Source organism: Vibrio sp. D3, from assembly GCF_043995865.1.
Taxonomy (GTDB): domain Bacteria; phylum Pseudomonadota; class Gammaproteobacteria; order Enterobacterales; family Vibrionaceae; genus Vibrio; species Vibrio diabolicus.
This window is the reverse complement of record NZ_CP171887.1, coordinates 76605-92618: the sequence shown is the minus strand read 5'-3', so window position 1 is coordinate 92618 and position 16014 is coordinate 76605. Positions and strand designations below refer to the sequence as shown.

The following is a 16014-nucleotide window of genomic DNA, read 5'->3' as shown; positions in this document are numbered from 1 at the left end:
CAACTGGAGAGCGTTTTTTTGGATTAGATTAATGCACTTTGACTTGCGAGCTTGCGCTCATCAACGCCTTGGGCGACGTTGGCAACAACGCCTCTAGCTTGGCATTGCACGCTTCAAGCTTGCGCTGACGCTTAAGTAACTTTTGTTGCTTTTTCGCTACTTTTAACAACTTCTTCTGCTGCTTATAATGCTTTTTCAGCGCTTTTTTCGCTTTCTTAAGCGATTTTTTATCCGCTAAATCAAACCATACTGGTACGTCGGTTCTTACTGGCTCCAGGGATTTTTCGGCTTGCTTTTTCTCTTTCACGCGCTCAACAACACGCTTCACAATCGCTGCTTTTTCGTTGCTTTGTTTTGTTGTCACAGGAATCGGTTGTACTGGCAACGCTTCAGCCAATAAGCCACATGATTGTTGCTCGTTCAATGGCTTGTCTTGGCACTTTTTCGGCGGAATAGCGGCTGGCTTACACAAGGTATCTTTGGCCGCTGAAGAGCGTGCGCAAGAGCGACAAACAAACTTTGGTGCGACAACTAAACGATGGATGTCGCCAAGCTCCGCCGCGATCTGTTTACGACTCATTTTACATAAGCGTTTAGCCATTCTACTACTCCAGCTTCCCAATTATCGACCGCACCACAACAAGTGAAATAATAATAATTCTTAGTTAGATATACAGTCAGGGAGGAGAATTAGCAAGAGAAAACTATCAGTAACGGTTCAGAAAGAGAGGCTTGATCACAGCACGATACACCGTACTGTGACAAGAAAAGTTGAGCGGTCAGGAAGTTATGCCATTGAGGCTTTAACATAGACATCAAAGCGATTTTTTTTGGTTTCAATCGCCATAGTCGGCTTTTGCTCGTTCAGCCAGTTTGCATAGTCTGGCCGCTTCACCACCACGCGTTTTGTGGCTAACGCCATGGCAGGATCTAGCAAACCATCGGCGTCCAAATCGGCGCCAACCAACGATTGGAAAACGCGCATCTCTTTTTTTACGAGCGCCGATTTCTTCTTGTTTTCTGGGTGCGGATACATAGGGTCGAGATACACCACATCTGGCTGAACAAAGTCTTCATCTTGTGCCAGCTGTTCCAATGCATCATGACTGGAGGCATGGATCAGCGACATACGCTCTGATACCCAAGTTCCAATTTCAGGGTCTTGTTTCGCACGCGCTAACCCGTCATCCAGCAACGCTGCGACTACCGGGTGTCGCTCCACCATCTGTACCTTACAGCCGAGCGAAGCCAAAACGAATGCGTCACGTCCCAGCCCCGCCGTGCCGTCTAGAACGGTTGGCGTTGCCCCTTTGTTCAAACCTGCGGCTTTTGCGATGGCTTGGCCCTTACCACCACCAAATTTTCGGCGATGCCCCACTGCGCCACCAATTAAATCGACAAAAATAGCGCCCAACTTTGGCTCATCCACTTTACGCAGCTCTAAACGCTCGGTGGTCAACACCAAAGCAAAATCGCTCTCGTCAGTGTGAGAAAGCTGCCAGCGCGCAGCCAGTTCATCCAGATGAGGTTGTTGAGACGGGTCTTCACAGATCAATTGCAGTTGCAAAAGGAGGCTCCAATAAAAAATCGCGGTAACTGGCGCTGAGTGTATACCTAAGTTACCTCTCAATGCTAGGTTGAGCTTGATATGACAAGACTACTCAGCCGTCAGTCGCTCAACTAACTCAGAAAGCGGTTGAGGATGCCCAATACCGTAGCCTTGGCCATAATCCACACCAAGATCGATCAAATGCTGCATGACTTGTTCGTTTTCGACAAACTCCGCCACCGTCACTTTGCCTAGCTGTTTTGCCAAGTCATTGATCGAGCGAACCATTACACGGTCCATTTCATTTACGTTGATATCTCGCACGAAAAGGCCATCAATTTTCACAATATCAACGGGAAGTTTCTTTAAGTAACCAAATGAAGACAAGCCCGAACCAAAGTCATCCAATGCAATCATGCAACCCAGCGCTTTGAGCTTGGTGAAGAGCTCAATGGCTTGCTCAAGATTACTCATCGCTGCTGTCTCGGTGATTTCTAGACAGATTTTTTCACACGGCATGAACGAACGTTCCAATCGCTCCAATAAGAAATCGATAAACTCTTGATTCCCCATAGATTGACCTGAAAGGTTTATCGAACAACGACCGAGTTTTTCAACCACCTCCGGGCGTTGCTCAAACCATTCTAGCGTTTGAGTAATGACCTGTTTATCAATCCAATGCGCAATGTTGTAGCGCTCGGAGGCAGGAATAAACAATGCAGGAGAAACATAATCACCATATCCATTGCGAATGCGCACTAAAATCTCAAAATACATCTGAGCATCGTGCTGTTGTAAGCTTTTGATCGGTTGAGCAAACAACTCTAAACGCTGATTCGACAATGCCTCATGCACCAAATTGACGCTCTGCATTTCCATCTGGCGACGTTGTAGCTCTTCGTTATCTAAGCTGAACAGATTGTAGCGGTTACGGCCTTGCTCCTTGGCGGCATGACACGCAGAGTCTGCTTGAGCGTGCACCATTTGCGGCGTCTCTGCCGTATGGTCGATGATACGAATACCAATAGAACAACTGATGAACAAGCGTGTATCTTCCCAAATAAAGAGATGTTCACTCAACGTCGAGATGATCAGTTTGGCGATATTAATGGCGCCGTATTCGTCGCAATCTTTGAGTAGTACCGCAAACTCATCGCCTCCCATTCGAGCCAAGATGGAATTGTATGGCAGCACTTCCTCTAACATGCTGGCGCAAAATTGAATCGCCGCGTCACCCGCATCATGCCCAACCGTATCATTGAGGACTTTTAGCTGATCTAAGTCGAGGTACAGCATGGCGTGGACGCGACGATGGCTGTCCACCTCACGCAGTGCGGTCTTGAGCTCTAGTTCAAAGTGGTTTCGGTTATAAGTCCCTGTCAGTAAGTCATAACGCGCTTGATATTCCAATTTCTCGGAAAGCTGTTTGGTTTCTGTAATATCTTCACCCACAATCAATAGCTGATCAGATTCACTCAGTGGACGAATGTTCTCGCGTACCCAAACACGATGACCGTTTGCATGGCGATACTCGACTTCACGTCGCCAGACCCCATGCACCTGTTGATTGGGTTGCAATAGCACTTGGCGAGGAAACAGTACCTTGTCATCAAAATAAAACTCCCTTAGGCGGTGTCCGAGCATGTCCATCGGTTTGTAGCCAAGGAGTAGCTGAGCAAATCGATTCACTTCTTGAATGCGGTTATTGCTGTCGAGTGTCACCATCATGACGGGCTGTTGCTCATAATAGTTACGCAGGGTTGATTCGCGTTGATAGAGCTTATCTTCCATCAACTTACGACTAGTGATATCGCGCGCTTCAAACAAGTATTGCTTTTGATTTCCTACTTGCTGAGAAAAAGGCTTGAGTGAAATTTCCAACACCAATGTACCGTGCTCTTTACTCCAAATTTCAGCCTCAAACGTCGACACTTGATGGTGAGGCGCGTGGAAATACGCCTCAAGCAACGATTGTGCTTTCTCACTCCAATTGGGATGAAACCAAAGTGGTCGGTCTAAACGCAGCCCTTGGTGATACAGCAAAGATTGCAGGTGATCGTTGCCCGATTTAAGTACACCGTTGGCATCCAAAATGCCTATATACTGCATGCTCTGATCAAAAATCGACTCTAAGATGGCTTGGCTTTCTCGCGCGGCACTCTCGCTGCGACGCATCCGCTGTAAATAGTAACCCATCAACAAAATGACCACCGACATCACCACAAACAGGCTACCAAACAAGCGAATTTCTTTGGCAAAACGCTCAGAAAACTTCATCGGTTTATTAAAAAATACCGCAGAGACCTCTTGCTCAGCACCCAGCCCCCAGCGCACTACAGCTTGATAATCGAGCTTGATTTCAGAATCACTTTTCTTCACGGCTGGCAGAGCTTGGTCAGGGTTATCCAACACAAACTCAAGTATCTCAGCGCTCTCTATGCCATGCCGATAACCACTTTGGATCACGCCACCAACCGCACCGTGCCCTAAGCCAATATCGTGCACCATAAACAGCGGCGCATTTGAGGCTCTGTTGACGCCAATCCAGTCACGTTCACTGCCAACCACACCTTGTTTATCTCGGTAATAGGTCCAAAACAGGACGACTTTATCTTTATTCAGCTTCGCTACTTGTTGCTTTAAGTCAATGATACTATCGGGAATAACTTGCACGATTTTGTCGCGATATTGCGGATGTTCATGTACAAAATCGTCGATTTGATAGCGTAATACCTCTCCCGTTACGGAATGGTCACTGACAATAAGAATTTGGGTGTAATCAGGGTGTAGGCGCTCTATGAGGGCTAAATTTGCCTCCAAATCGACATCTTCTGTTACTCCTGTTGCGTTCAGAGATTGGTGCAAAGAAGGATGATAATTATTGATGCCATTAAATATAACCGGGGTGTCTTTGATGATTGGCGCCAAACGCTGCATCAGTTCAAGCGCGTTGTTGTCGCTCACTAAAATGGCATCGAATCGTTCTTTGCTTAATTTCGTACGATATAAGGATTCAAGCTGAGCGAAAAACTGCTCACTCTGGTTACGTTTCGAGTCTAAATAGAGCACGCGCATATTCAGCGATCGATCACCCAATTGCTGCTCGATACCTCGCTGTATGGAATCCGTCCAGAAAAAACCTTGATGATAGGAGTGCACGACCAAAACTTTCGGATCTGAGGCCGCGGCAAACGCGCTCCAACATAGCGCGACAATAACCAAAAAACGCTGCACATTATCTCCATAGCTCGGAGTTAACCCGCAGTTACTCCTGCCAAACCTTGTGAATCCTATCCGCTATGAGTATAAAAGGGAGGTAAAACTCTATCCCTAACGGAAATAATAGTATGAATGCGAGCCTGCCGAAACTCGACGACCTTGACCGCGCAATATTAAAAACACTGATGGCTGACGCCAGAACGCCCTACGCAGAAATGGCAAAGCAGTTCGATGTCAGCCCTGCCACTATCCATGTGCGTATTGAGAAGATGAAATCGGCTGACATCATCGAAGGAACGGAGGTGATCGTAAATACCAAAAAGCTCGGCTACGATGTGTGCTGCTTCATTGGTATTAACCTAAACGCAGCTCGTGATTACCATTCCGCGCTAGAAAAACTCAACGCGCTCGACGAAGTCGTTGAAGCTTACTACACCACGGGCGCGTATAACATATTCGTCAAATTGATGTGCAAATCGATTGAAGAACTGCAATTTGTGTTGATCGACAAGCTGCAAGCCATTGATGAGGTTCAGTCTACGGAGACATTGATATCGCTGCAGAACCCAATTAACCGCAGTGTGAATCCGTGAATTTTTTATAAAAATGGACAAAAAAGGCCAACCGAATGGTTGGCCTTAGTATTTTTGGAAAGACAGCGTGCGCTTACGCTGCAATACCAGAATGGCGTAATAGCGCATCAATTTGTGGTTCACGACCACGGAAGCGCTTAAACAGCTCCATTGGTTCTTCGCTACCACCCATTTCTAGGATGTTATTCAGGAAGCTTTGACCCGTTTCTTTGTTGAAGATGCCTTCTTCTTCAAAGCGAGAATACGCGTCTGACGACAGCACTTCAGCCCACAGATAGCTGTAGTAACCCGCGCTGTAACCACCAGCGAAGATGTGACCAAAGCTGTGCGAGAAGCGCGCCCACTCAACGGCTGGAACCACCGCGACTTTCTCTTTCACTTTCGCCAGCGTTTCTAAAACGCGTGCACCCACTTCTGGGTCGTATTCAGTGTGCAGAGTAAAGTCGAACAAACCGAATTCTAGCTGACGCAAAATGCCCATCGCCGACTGGAAGTTCTTCGCCGCGAGCATCTTATCTAGCATCGCTTTTGGCAACGGCTCGCCTGTCTCATAGTGACCAGAAATAAACGCAAGCGCGTCCTCTTCCCAACACCAGTTTTCCAGGAACTGACTTGGCAATTCAACCGCATCCCAAGGTACGCCATTAATGCCTGATACCGCGCCAGTTTCGACTTGCGTCAGCATGTGGTGGATGCCGTGACCAAATTCATGGAAAAGTGTCACAACTTCATCGTGCGTAAACAGTGCTGGCTTGTCGCCCACTGGACGGTTGAAGTTACACGTTAGGTAAGCCACCGGCGTTTGCAGTTCGCCAGAGAGCGTAATACGACGACCACGACAGTCATCCATCCACGCGCCACCACGTTTGTGCTCACGTGCGTAGAGATCTAAGTAGAAACTGCCACGCAGTGCGCCTTCAGCGTCAAAGATATCGAAGAAACGCACAGATTCGTGCCAAGTGTCCACGCCTTCTCGCTCAGTAACTGTCATGCCAAACACGCGGTTTAGCACTTCAAACAGACCACTGACAACCTTTGACTCTGGGAAGTACGGGCGCAGTTCTTCATCCGAGATTTGGAACAAGTGCTGCTTTTGTTTCTCGCTGTAGTAAGCAATATCCCACACATTCAATTCTTCAACGCCAAACTCACTTTTCGCAAACTGACGCAACTCTTCGACTTCACGTTCACCTTGTGGTTTCGCACGTGTCGCTAGGTCATTCAAGAAGCCCAACACTTGATCTGGCGTTTCGGCCATTTTCGTTGCTAACGATTTCTCGCTGTAAGTATTGAAACCCAACATGCGTGAAATTTCGTGACGCAGTCTCAGTTGCTCAGTAATGATTTCTGAGTTGTCCCACTTACCAGCATTTGGACCGCGATCAGAAGCGCGCGTCACATACGCTTCGTACACTTCTTTACGCAACTCTTGGTTGTCGCAGTACGTCATGACAGGTAGGTAAGATGGGATATCCAGCGTAATGAGGTAACCATCGAGCTCTTTTGCTTCTGCCGCGGCTTTCGCTGCTGCCAGCGCCGATTCTGGCATGCCAGCAAGGTCTTTCTCATCCGTGATGTGCTTGGTCCAACCCATGGTGGCATCCAGTACATTGTTAGAGAATTTAGAGCTGAGCTCAGACATGCGCTTGCTGATTTCGCCGTAACGGTGCTGCTCATCGGATGGTAAACCAATACCCGATAGCTCAAAGTCTCGTAACGCATCGGTGATGGTTTTTTGTTGAGCGCGAGTCAGCGTTGCGAATGCATCACTGGCTTTAATCGCTTTGTACGCTTCGTACAGGCCTTTGTGCTGACCAACCCAAGTGCCGTATTCCGACAAAATTGGCAAACAACTTTCGTACGCTTCACGCAGATCTTCGCTGTTCACCACGGAGTTCATGTGACCCACTGGCGACCAAATGCGGCTTAAGCGGTCATCCGCTTCTTCAATTGGCGCAATCACACTGTCCCAAGTTGGGTGAGCATTATCTTTTAGAACTTCATCGATTTTCGCTCGGCAGTCAGCAATCGCTTGTTCAACGGCTGGCTTGATGTGTTCTGGTTTAATTTGAGAAAACGGAGGTAAGTCCGTAAACGTCAGAAGAGGATTAGACATGAATAATTCCTTTTGTGTTTTGACTCTGTGATTGCCTGTCTATTTTGTGTAGATAGGCCAACTCAATGTACAGACGAGCCAGCAACATGGATTGGGGGAGCTCCGTTCCCTTTCTCTATGCTGCGATGACCATATAGTCAACGAGCGCTACTCTGTCCTTGAGTCTTGTTATACCTAAATGAGATTTCACACTCTTTGAGCACGAGAAACTCACCTAGTTCAATTCGATTACCAATAGTAAGTGTGGGTGACTTAAAGAAATTTCAATAGTGAGCCCCTATTAGAGGAACGGATTTGATTGGAAGTTCTACATCTTTAAGTTACTTGAGTATAATACCGCCATAGAGTGAAAATCACAGACCACACTCAGCCAAAGAGTGTTTCGAGAGTTTAATTTGTTAAGTTACCGCCACAGCTTCCACGCTGGCAACCATGCCGATGTAGTCAAACACATCGTTCAAAGCCTCATTCTTGATGCGCTGAAACAAAAAGATAAGCCATTCGTTTATCACGATACCCACTCGGGTGTGGGCCGTTACGATCTGACTCACGAATGGTCTGAAAAAACGGGCGAATACAAACAAGGCATCGCGCGTATTTGGGATAACCCAAATATTCCTGAAGACATCAAAAGCTACATCGATGCCATCAAAGTACTCAACAACGGCGAAAAACTGCGTTACTACCCAGGCTCACCACGTGTGGCGCGCGCGCAAATCCGCCCACAAGATCGCATGGTGCTGACCGAGTTGCACCCGGCCGATCACCCATTGTTAGAGCAAGAATTCCATCGTGATCGCCAAGTGAGCATCTTCAAAGAGGACGGGTTCCAACGCCTCAAAGCAAGCTTACCGCCACAAGAACGTCGTGGTTTGGTGCTGATTGACCCACCATACGAACTCGCGAAAGAGTACCGCGATGTGGTGCGAGCGATTCATCAGAGCCATAAACGTTGGGCAACCGGTATCTACGCGATTTGGTACCCAGTGGTAAACCGTCACGACATCGAAGATATGATCGAAGGTTTGGAAGCACTCGGTATTCGTAAAATTCTGCAAATCGAGTTAGGTGTTGCACCAGATACCAACGAGCGCGGCATGACGGCATCCGGCATGATTGTGATTAACCCGCCATGGAAACTGGAAAGCCAGATGAAAGAGATTCTGCCATTCCTGCAAGACGCGATCGCACCAGCAACTGGCCACTGGAAAGTGGACTGGATTGTGCCAGAGTAAGCACTTCAGTACCGATATCTTCAAGCGCAACGATATTCTCGTTGCGCTTTTTTATGCTCTCACCTTCTCCCTCCAGTCGTGCTTATTCTTCTTTTTGTGCCTCTCATCGCTATTTGTCATAAGTATTGTCGCTTTTTCCCATTTAGGAATTAGTCGAATTCGATTTATGATAGTGGGATAACGGTGGCATTGAGTTCGGACAAGGTCATCCCAATCTATCTATGTACCAGATAAAATTTATAAGCTCTTGGAGAAAGTAATGGCGACTCATTTTGACTATATCTGTATCGGTGGCGGCAGTGGCGGCATCGCATCTGCAAACCGTGCGGCGATGTACGGCGCGAAAGTTGCGCTAATCGAAGCTCAAGACCTTGGCGGTACCTGTGTAAACGTAGGTTGTGTACCGAAAAAAGTGATGTGGCATGGCGCGCAAATCGCAGAAGCGATGAACCTGTACGCAGAAGATTACGGTTTTGATGTCGACGTGAAAGGTTTCGACTGGAGCAAACTGGTTGAGAGCCGTCAGGCATACATCGGTCGTATTCACCAATCTTACGATCGCGTTCTAGGCAACAATAAAGTAAACGTGATTAAAGGCTTTGCTAAGTTTGTTGACGAAAAAACTGTCGAAGTAAACGGTGAACACTACACAGCAGATCACATCCTGATCGCGGTTGGTGGTCGTCCTACTATTCCAAACATTCCAGGCGCTGAATACGGCATCGACTCAAACGGCTTCTTCGACCTAGCAGAGCAACCAAAACGCGTTGCGGTTGTGGGCGCTGGCTACATCGCAGTTGAAATTGCTGGCGTACTGCACGCGCTAGGTACAGAAACGCACCTGTTCGTACGTAAAGAGTCACCACTGCGTAGCTTCGATCCAATGATCATCGATACATTGGTTGAAGTGATGGACGCAGAAGGTCCAAAACTGCACACCCACTCTGTACCAAAAGAAGTGGTAAAAGAAGCCGATGGCAGCCTAACTCTGCACCTAGAAAACGGTGAAAGCCAAAACGTTGACCAACTGATTTGGGCAATCGGTCGTCACCCAGCGACAGACGCAATCAACCTAGCGTCAACCGGTGTGGCAACGAACGAAAAAGGCTACATCAAGGTAGACGAATACCAAGAAACTAACGTGAAAGGCATCTACTGTGTGGGTGACATCATGGAAGGCGGTATCGAACTAACACCAGTAGCAGTGAAAGCGGGTCGTCAACTTTCTGAGCGTTTGTTCAACAACAAACCAAACGCGAAGATGGACTACGATTTGGTACCAACTGTGGTATTTAGCCACCCACCAATCGGCACTATCGGTCTTACAACGCAAGAAGCAGAAGAGAAGTACGGCAAAGACAACATCAAAGTTTACACATCTGGCTTTACTGCGATGTACACCGCTGTTACTAAGCACCGTCAACCATGTAAGATGAAGCTTGTATGTGCGGGCGAAGAAGAAACGGTTGTTGGTCTGCACGGCATCGGTTTCACGGTAGATGAAATGATCCAAGGCTTCGGCGTAGCAATGAAGATGGGCGCAACCAAAGCAGACTTCGACTCTGTTGTGGCTATCCACCCAACGGGCTCAGAAGAGTTCGTTACCATGAGGGGTTAGTGTAGGAAAAGCATCTTACACACGTAAATAAATCTGGGAAATAATTAATCACTGTCCATATTGTATACATGGACAGTGATATTTTTCAGGATGATTTATGACATACCTTGTACACTCCAGCGATGTTTTCAATGAGACAGAGCTGCAAAAACTGGATAATGGTACATTCCATTGCCTGCCTTTCAATGACAATATCGGTTCGCTGCCAACCCTCTTTTCGCAAGATGGTGTATTCAATCACGAAGCTAACAGCTACCTGTTTTATCTCAAGGCCATAAAAAAGGCAAAAGACCTATCTCCCTGCGCACAGGCTCTGCGTGCCTATTACCAATTTCTTGAGGATAATGAGCTGAGTTGGAATAAATTCCCGCCAGTCAAACGGCTCAAGCCGACTTACCTTTTCCGCTCCCACCTACTTAAGCAGATAAAAAAAGGCGAGCTTGCCCACAGCACAGCCAGCGTTCGTATGAACCAAATCGTCAATTACTATAAATGGCTGATGCACGATGGTTATATAAACATAAAAAAAGAGAAAGAAGCCCCATTCAAAATGGAGTTTGCCTCTATTCAGAACAATGGGATGCTTGCCCATCTATCCCCAACCTTTATTGTTGAGACCAGTGATTTACGCATAAAAGTACCGAGGGATGCAGATAGCAAAAACATTAGACCGCTATCCCCATTAAGCCGTGATGCTCTTGGCATTTTAACTCAACACCTACCACAAGCGTCTGAAGAGTTACGCTTACAAGTCTTGCTTGCAATTGATACAGGAATGCGAGTTGAAGAAGTAGCAACGCTGTCGTTAGATGCGCTGGATACTGCAACCCCGCTTGCTGAAAGCCAGCATCGGTTTGAAATGTTGTTATGCCCTCGAACAACGGGCGTACAAACCAAGTATCTAAAAACGCGACGTGTTGAGATTTCATCAGATTTACTCCATTTATTGAATGAGTATCGAACATCAGAGCGCCGCCTTCAGCGTGTCACCAAGCTCAACGAAAAAATCGATCAATTGGATGGTGATGCTCCTTCTTTCGCTCAAAAAAACGTTGAAATACTGGAGCGTTGTGAGCGTCATGACCCCCTCTTTGTTAGTCAGCAAGGCAATCCTGCCACAGGAAAATCCATTGAGGCTCGATGGGTTGAATTTAGGGCTGAATTAAAACAGGTAGAAGGATCATTTACACACCGCTTTCATGATTTACGCGCCACTTATTGCACTTACCGTCTCAATGATATGTTAGAGGCGAAATTGCCCGTTACCGAATGTATGGAGCTTCTAATGAGCTGGATGGGACATAAAGACGAGAGTACCACTTGGAAGTATTTACGCTTTCTAAAACGCAAAGAGGCATTCAAAGTGAAGTTTGGCATCCTCGATTCCATTATGCACGAAGCGCTAGGTGGCGAGGATGAGTGATAATGTTTCATACCTCCACGGCTGGGATTCAAAGCTTTGTTTCCAGTTGGATACGGAAAGTAATAACCTCGTAGATTTTAATCGTTTTTTGGTTAAGCACTTTCCTACCACGAATGAATTACAGAAAGGCGGGAAATTTGAAGACGCGAATCGTAAAAGCTCTGTGAATCAAATAAAAACTTGCTTTGGTGAAAAGATAGAAGAAGGGGCGAGTCATAACACTCTACTTTCTCAATACATGCTTTTATCTCAATATTTCCGATGGTGTGATCAAAAGAATGCAGTTGCCTTCACGCAGAAATCACTCGAAGGCTATATGTCCCACTTGCATACAAGGGTTATGCAAGGAACACTAAAACGCTCAACTTATCAACGGCAGTACTCTTGTCTTTTGGTAATATTTCGTGATTATTTAGATTTTCCATCAAGCTATTTCAACGCAGTAACGATGATGGATAAGGCTGATTCGGAACCTTTTGAAGCCTATACTCGCAGCGATTTAAATCAGTTACTTCCTTTCTTGCGTAGTCTGTTCAGACAAACCTACTATCAATTCATTGAGTCACCTGAAACGCACATCAACACTAACAAAGGCAGGCCCACCATGACCTTTGAGTGGAAAGGTCAAACCTATGAGCTATTTGGTGGTATATCAAAAATGATGAGCGCAGCTACGTATCTTTTATCTTATTATACCTATGCAAACACCAGTGATTTATTACGGCTCCCGCAGCCACATAGTGCCTCTATGTCAGCTGGAGAAGTTTGGTACACCATGCCCGCATTTAAGCGTAGAGCATTTAAAACCATTCAGATTGAGGTGGGCGGGCATAGACTGGGCATTCCGAAATATGCAATGCAATTTTTCGACAATTTGCTCAGAGCCTCTCGCTTAATATCAGCGGATAAGAGCGCAACACTACTTCAAACCGTAACAAAGCGGCAAGCCACGCCGATGAAAAATGTCGTTCTTCAAAGCTTCTTAAAAATCTGGGTTGAAAAACATTTTGCATTCGTCGATCAAACTGGACGTCGATTACGCCCAATGGTAAGCCGATTTCGTGAGACAGGTGCACAACTAACGGCCTATCAGCAAGGAGAAATAGTAAATGACATCATGTTAGGCAACACCCCTAACACGAGGAAAAAATGCTATAGCGAAGGAAACCGAATAGCCAACATTGGCATGATGCAAGACACGATGTCGATACGAGAAGAGGAGATTAAAGCGGGTGTTAACACAAAAGAGGCACAAGCCAATTTAAATATTAATGTTTTAGTCATAGAAGAAGAAAACAAAATCAATTTACCTGATCTGAGTCGAACTCCAAATGGTACGAGTTGCGCCACTCCCTTTGGTGAGAAGTCCGAAAGGTACACCAAGAAAGCCCTTAAGCGAGGATTGCTAAGTGAAGGAGAAAAACTGTCTTGTGCTGATTTGCTAGGTTGTTTTGGTTGTCCCAGTCAGGTGATTGTTCAGTCGCTCCCAGATATTTGGTGTCTACTTAGCTTCAAAGCGTGTATAGAAGAATCACTATATCTGCACCTTGATGCCAATCACTACAACCAAAACTTTAAAAGAGTCGTGGCGTTCATAGACGAAAAAATCTTACCCAACATAAACAAAAAACTGCTAAAACAAGTAGAAACTAAACTTGATAATGAAAGCTATCACCCTCTTTGGAATGATGCGGACTCTGTAACTAATCTTACCTCATCCTCAGCTCAAGGGATGTCAAAATGAAAAATAACCACTTATATGCTTCGAATTTCCCCGAAAACCACAAAGTACATCCCATAGATATTATTAATCTGTATCACGAAAAGAGATTTGATGAATTGGATGACGTCGTAATTTGCAAAGATAAAGACGGTAATGTAACAGCTACTTTTGGACAAAGTATTTGGCCTTGCCACCCTTTTTCGCGAAACAGGGCAAAAAATAGTCTCGACTTTTCAAACTTTGACTCCGCACCTGAATTACAGCGTGAACTCAAAGTGTTCACCTCTGGATGGCTTTTTTATTCCAATCAAAAAACAAAAAAAACACTCCGTTTTTTAAGTGTATATTCTCAAGTTAGCTCCATAAAAAAAGTTTACACATTCTTAATGCAACAAAACCAAAAATCATTATCTGCACTATCCTCTGCATCATTAAGATTGAAACTTGACAATTACCTTCAGCGGCAAGGTTATGCTCAACAAACACTTTTAAGGGCATTTGTTGCTATAAATGGAGTAACCCACTACGAAGGTTGGCACAACATACCTCTGGGTATCAAGCCTATACAATCTAAAAAAGAAGCTCTAAGACTAAGTGAAAAAGGCGATCAGCAATTTCTGGTCATTCCTGAACAGTTATGTCATGCCATCTATGGCAAGGCGATAGCACTAATTGAAGAAGCATTGCCTCATGCAGAGCTCTTGGCCAATACCGAAAGCGCACTACAAGACAACTATCTTGAAGGCAAGAGAGCTTTAGATTTTAAGGTTCAACAGGGTTACACCTATGCCTTTTTAAATGATGATGGGAGCATAAATACCCGCAAATACGCATCCCTCGTTCCTCACTACCAACCCCATGAGCGAAAAAATATCATTCAACCACTAAAAGACGAATTGCCTAGTATTGCTCTTAACGACGCAAATGAATTTAGACGTTACTTGGGCCAACTCATTACTGCTAGCTACATTGTTTGTGGTGGGTTCAGCGGAATGCGAGACTCAGAGCTAGACAAGATAACACCAAATAGTTATTACGAAGATTCCTTGAGCGGTCGAGTTCATCATATGTTGCAATCTCATACCTTTAAATTAGGAGAAAAACGCGAGACGTGGGTAACAGCGGCAGCTTCCAAAACAGCAATAGACTTAATGACAGTTTTGACTAAACGCTGGCGAAATGAAACTGTATACCCTGATGAAAAGTATGCAGATTCATTATGGCTGAATCAGGGAGCGCGCTCAGTACCACCTAGAGTAATCACGGATTGGAATACGCGATTAAAGCGTTTTTGCAAGCAATTTGGTTTCCTAGTCACAGAAGATGATTATCAAGAATGTTTAGCCTCCAACCCTCGCTCGCTAGATAGAATAAAAACATTAGTTATTATCGGAAAACCATGGCCTATGAGCACTCACCAATTTAGGCGCACACTAGCGTTTTACTGCGTGAAGAATCGTTTGGGGACACTGGTTGCGCTTAAGCAGCAATTTAAACACCTGTATCTCTCAATGACTGAGTGGTACACCAACGGTGGCAAGTTGGCGAGCCTTCGAGATTTAAAGGTCGATCCTAAAATGCAGCAATTGCTCGATGAAATTAATGCAGAAACCACCGCCAATAAAATATTCAAACAATGGCACTCTGACGAAACGCTCTCGGGCAGTCATGGCAAAGCGATCATGAAAATGCGAGGAGATGTGCCGATCATTTATAGCTCCTGGGACATTATCTATAAGGCAGTAAAAGAAGGAAAGCTAACTCTACATGGTACAGCGCATAGCTACTGCAAATCAGGATATGAGTGCGATATGGATGGAATTGTCACTCCTCAATTCTGTGTTGATTGTAGATCTGGTAGTAGCATCATAGATGAACAACAAGCTAAATGGTGGCAAAAAAAACATCGTAGTTTAGTCGCCTATATGGAGTCTGGTGAAGATATATCCGTCATTGAACGAAGTCATTATATTACCCAGATTAGAGCAGCCGAAAATGTGATGACCGACTTTGAAATGGATTTTACGCCCTTTGAAGCTGGATTAAATATGAAGGAGATTGTTTCGCATGGGTAAAGGTGAAAATACACTACTGGCGCTAGAAGCTGCTCTTGAGAGGATTGTCCAAGGTCAACAAAAGCGTATTCCCTCCACACGAAAACTTAGCGTAAGAGCTGTAGAGGAAGAGGCAAATTTAGGTAATGGTAGTGGTTATTACTACCCTGACTTCGTTCAAAAGGTAAAACAGGTCAAAGCTGATATTGCCGAAACCAAGGGCGAATATGTTAAACCAGAAATTGAATCCGTAAAAATTAAACTTCGAGATCAAAAGCGTATAAAAGAAAACTACAAAGAGAAGTTTGAGACTAAAAAAGAACAGTTAGCATTGTTCGCTTCAGCACAACATCACCTCAATGATAAACTGGTAAAAGCGCTGAGTGCCATCGAAGAGCTAGAGATAGAAAATGCGAAGTTACGTGAGGAATTAGCGCAACTCAAGCGAAGTCAGATTGTTTCAATCAGGTGAGCTTTCGAATAC

General features: G+C 45.4%; 11 protein-coding genes. 7 read left to right on the top strand and 4 right to left on the bottom strand.

The window, feature by feature from the left end:
• Nucleotides 1-28 precede the first annotated feature (28 nt).
• From ACHFJ9_RS08445 to ACHFJ9_RS08435, 3 genes are all read right to left on the bottom strand, one after another.
• Nucleotides 29-601: a hypothetical protein gene (locus ACHFJ9_RS08445; protein WP_395356482.1), complete on the bottom strand. Its 573-nt coding sequence runs from the start codon at nt 599-601 to the stop codon at nt 29-31.
• Nucleotides 602-787: 186 nt separating this feature from the next.
• Complete coding sequence (locus ACHFJ9_RS08440; RefSeq protein WP_005394395.1) at nt 788-1567, bottom strand: class I SAM-dependent methyltransferase; 780 nt, start codon at nt 1565-1567, stop codon at nt 788-790.
• A gap of 90 nt (nt 1568-1657) precedes the next feature.
• On the bottom strand, nt 1658-4783 hold the full coding sequence (locus tag ACHFJ9_RS08435) for an EAL domain-containing protein (protein ID WP_395356480.1): 3126 nt from the start codon (nt 4781-4783) through the stop codon (nt 1658-1660).
• Between the two features lie 113 nt (nt 4784-4896).
• On the opposite strand from ACHFJ9_RS08435, the gene asnC reads away from it, so the two are divergent.
• A complete protein-coding gene (asnC, locus tag ACHFJ9_RS08430) occupies nt 4897-5361 on the top strand; it encodes a transcriptional regulator AsnC (RefSeq protein ID WP_005394393.1) in 465 nt (154 codons plus the stop codon).
• 73 nt (nt 5362-5434) lie between these two features.
• Here asnC and prlC read toward each other — a convergent pair whose 3' ends face one another.
• Complete coding sequence (gene prlC, locus ACHFJ9_RS08425; protein ID WP_006741761.1) at nt 5435-7477, bottom strand: oligopeptidase A; 2043 nt, start codon at nt 7475-7477, stop codon at nt 5435-5437.
• A gap of 395 nt (nt 7478-7872) precedes the next feature.
• Here prlC and ACHFJ9_RS08420 point away from each other — a divergent pair, with 395 nt between their 5' ends.
• From ACHFJ9_RS08420 to ACHFJ9_RS08395, 6 genes are all read left to right on the top strand, one after another.
• Complete coding sequence (locus ACHFJ9_RS08420; RefSeq protein WP_005394390.1) at nt 7873-8712, top strand: 23S rRNA (adenine(2030)-N(6))-methyltransferase RlmJ; 840 nt, start codon at nt 7873-7875, stop codon at nt 8710-8712.
• Between the two features lie 259 nt (nt 8713-8971).
• Nucleotides 8972-10330, top strand: coding sequence for a glutathione-disulfide reductase (gene gorA, locus ACHFJ9_RS08415; RefSeq protein ID WP_042522575.1), 1359 nt, complete (start codon nt 8972-8974; stop codon nt 10328-10330).
• Between the two features lie 97 nt (nt 10331-10427).
• Entirely contained in the window at nt 10428-11753 is a 1326-nt protein-coding gene (locus ACHFJ9_RS08410) for a tyrosine-type recombinase/integrase (protein WP_395356477.1), read from the top strand.
• On the top strand, nt 11746-13497 hold the full coding sequence (locus ACHFJ9_RS08405; RefSeq protein ID WP_395356475.1) for a hypothetical protein: 1752 nt from the start codon (nt 11746-11748) through the stop codon (nt 13495-13497). The genes ACHFJ9_RS08410 and ACHFJ9_RS08405 overlap by 8 nt, the downstream gene beginning before the upstream one ends.
• Nucleotides 13494-15551 carry a hypothetical protein gene (locus tag ACHFJ9_RS08400; protein ID WP_395356473.1) on the top strand — a complete coding sequence of 686 codons (2058 nt, stop codon included), beginning with the start codon at nt 13494-13496 and terminating at the stop codon, nt 15549-15551. The genes ACHFJ9_RS08405 and ACHFJ9_RS08400 overlap by 4 nt, the downstream gene beginning before the upstream one ends.
• On the top strand, nt 15544-16002 hold the full coding sequence (locus tag ACHFJ9_RS08395) for a hypothetical protein (RefSeq protein ID WP_395356471.1): 459 nt from the start codon (nt 15544-15546) through the stop codon (nt 16000-16002). The genes ACHFJ9_RS08400 and ACHFJ9_RS08395 overlap by 8 nt, the downstream gene beginning before the upstream one ends.
• Nucleotides 16003-16014: the final 12 nt, after the last annotated feature.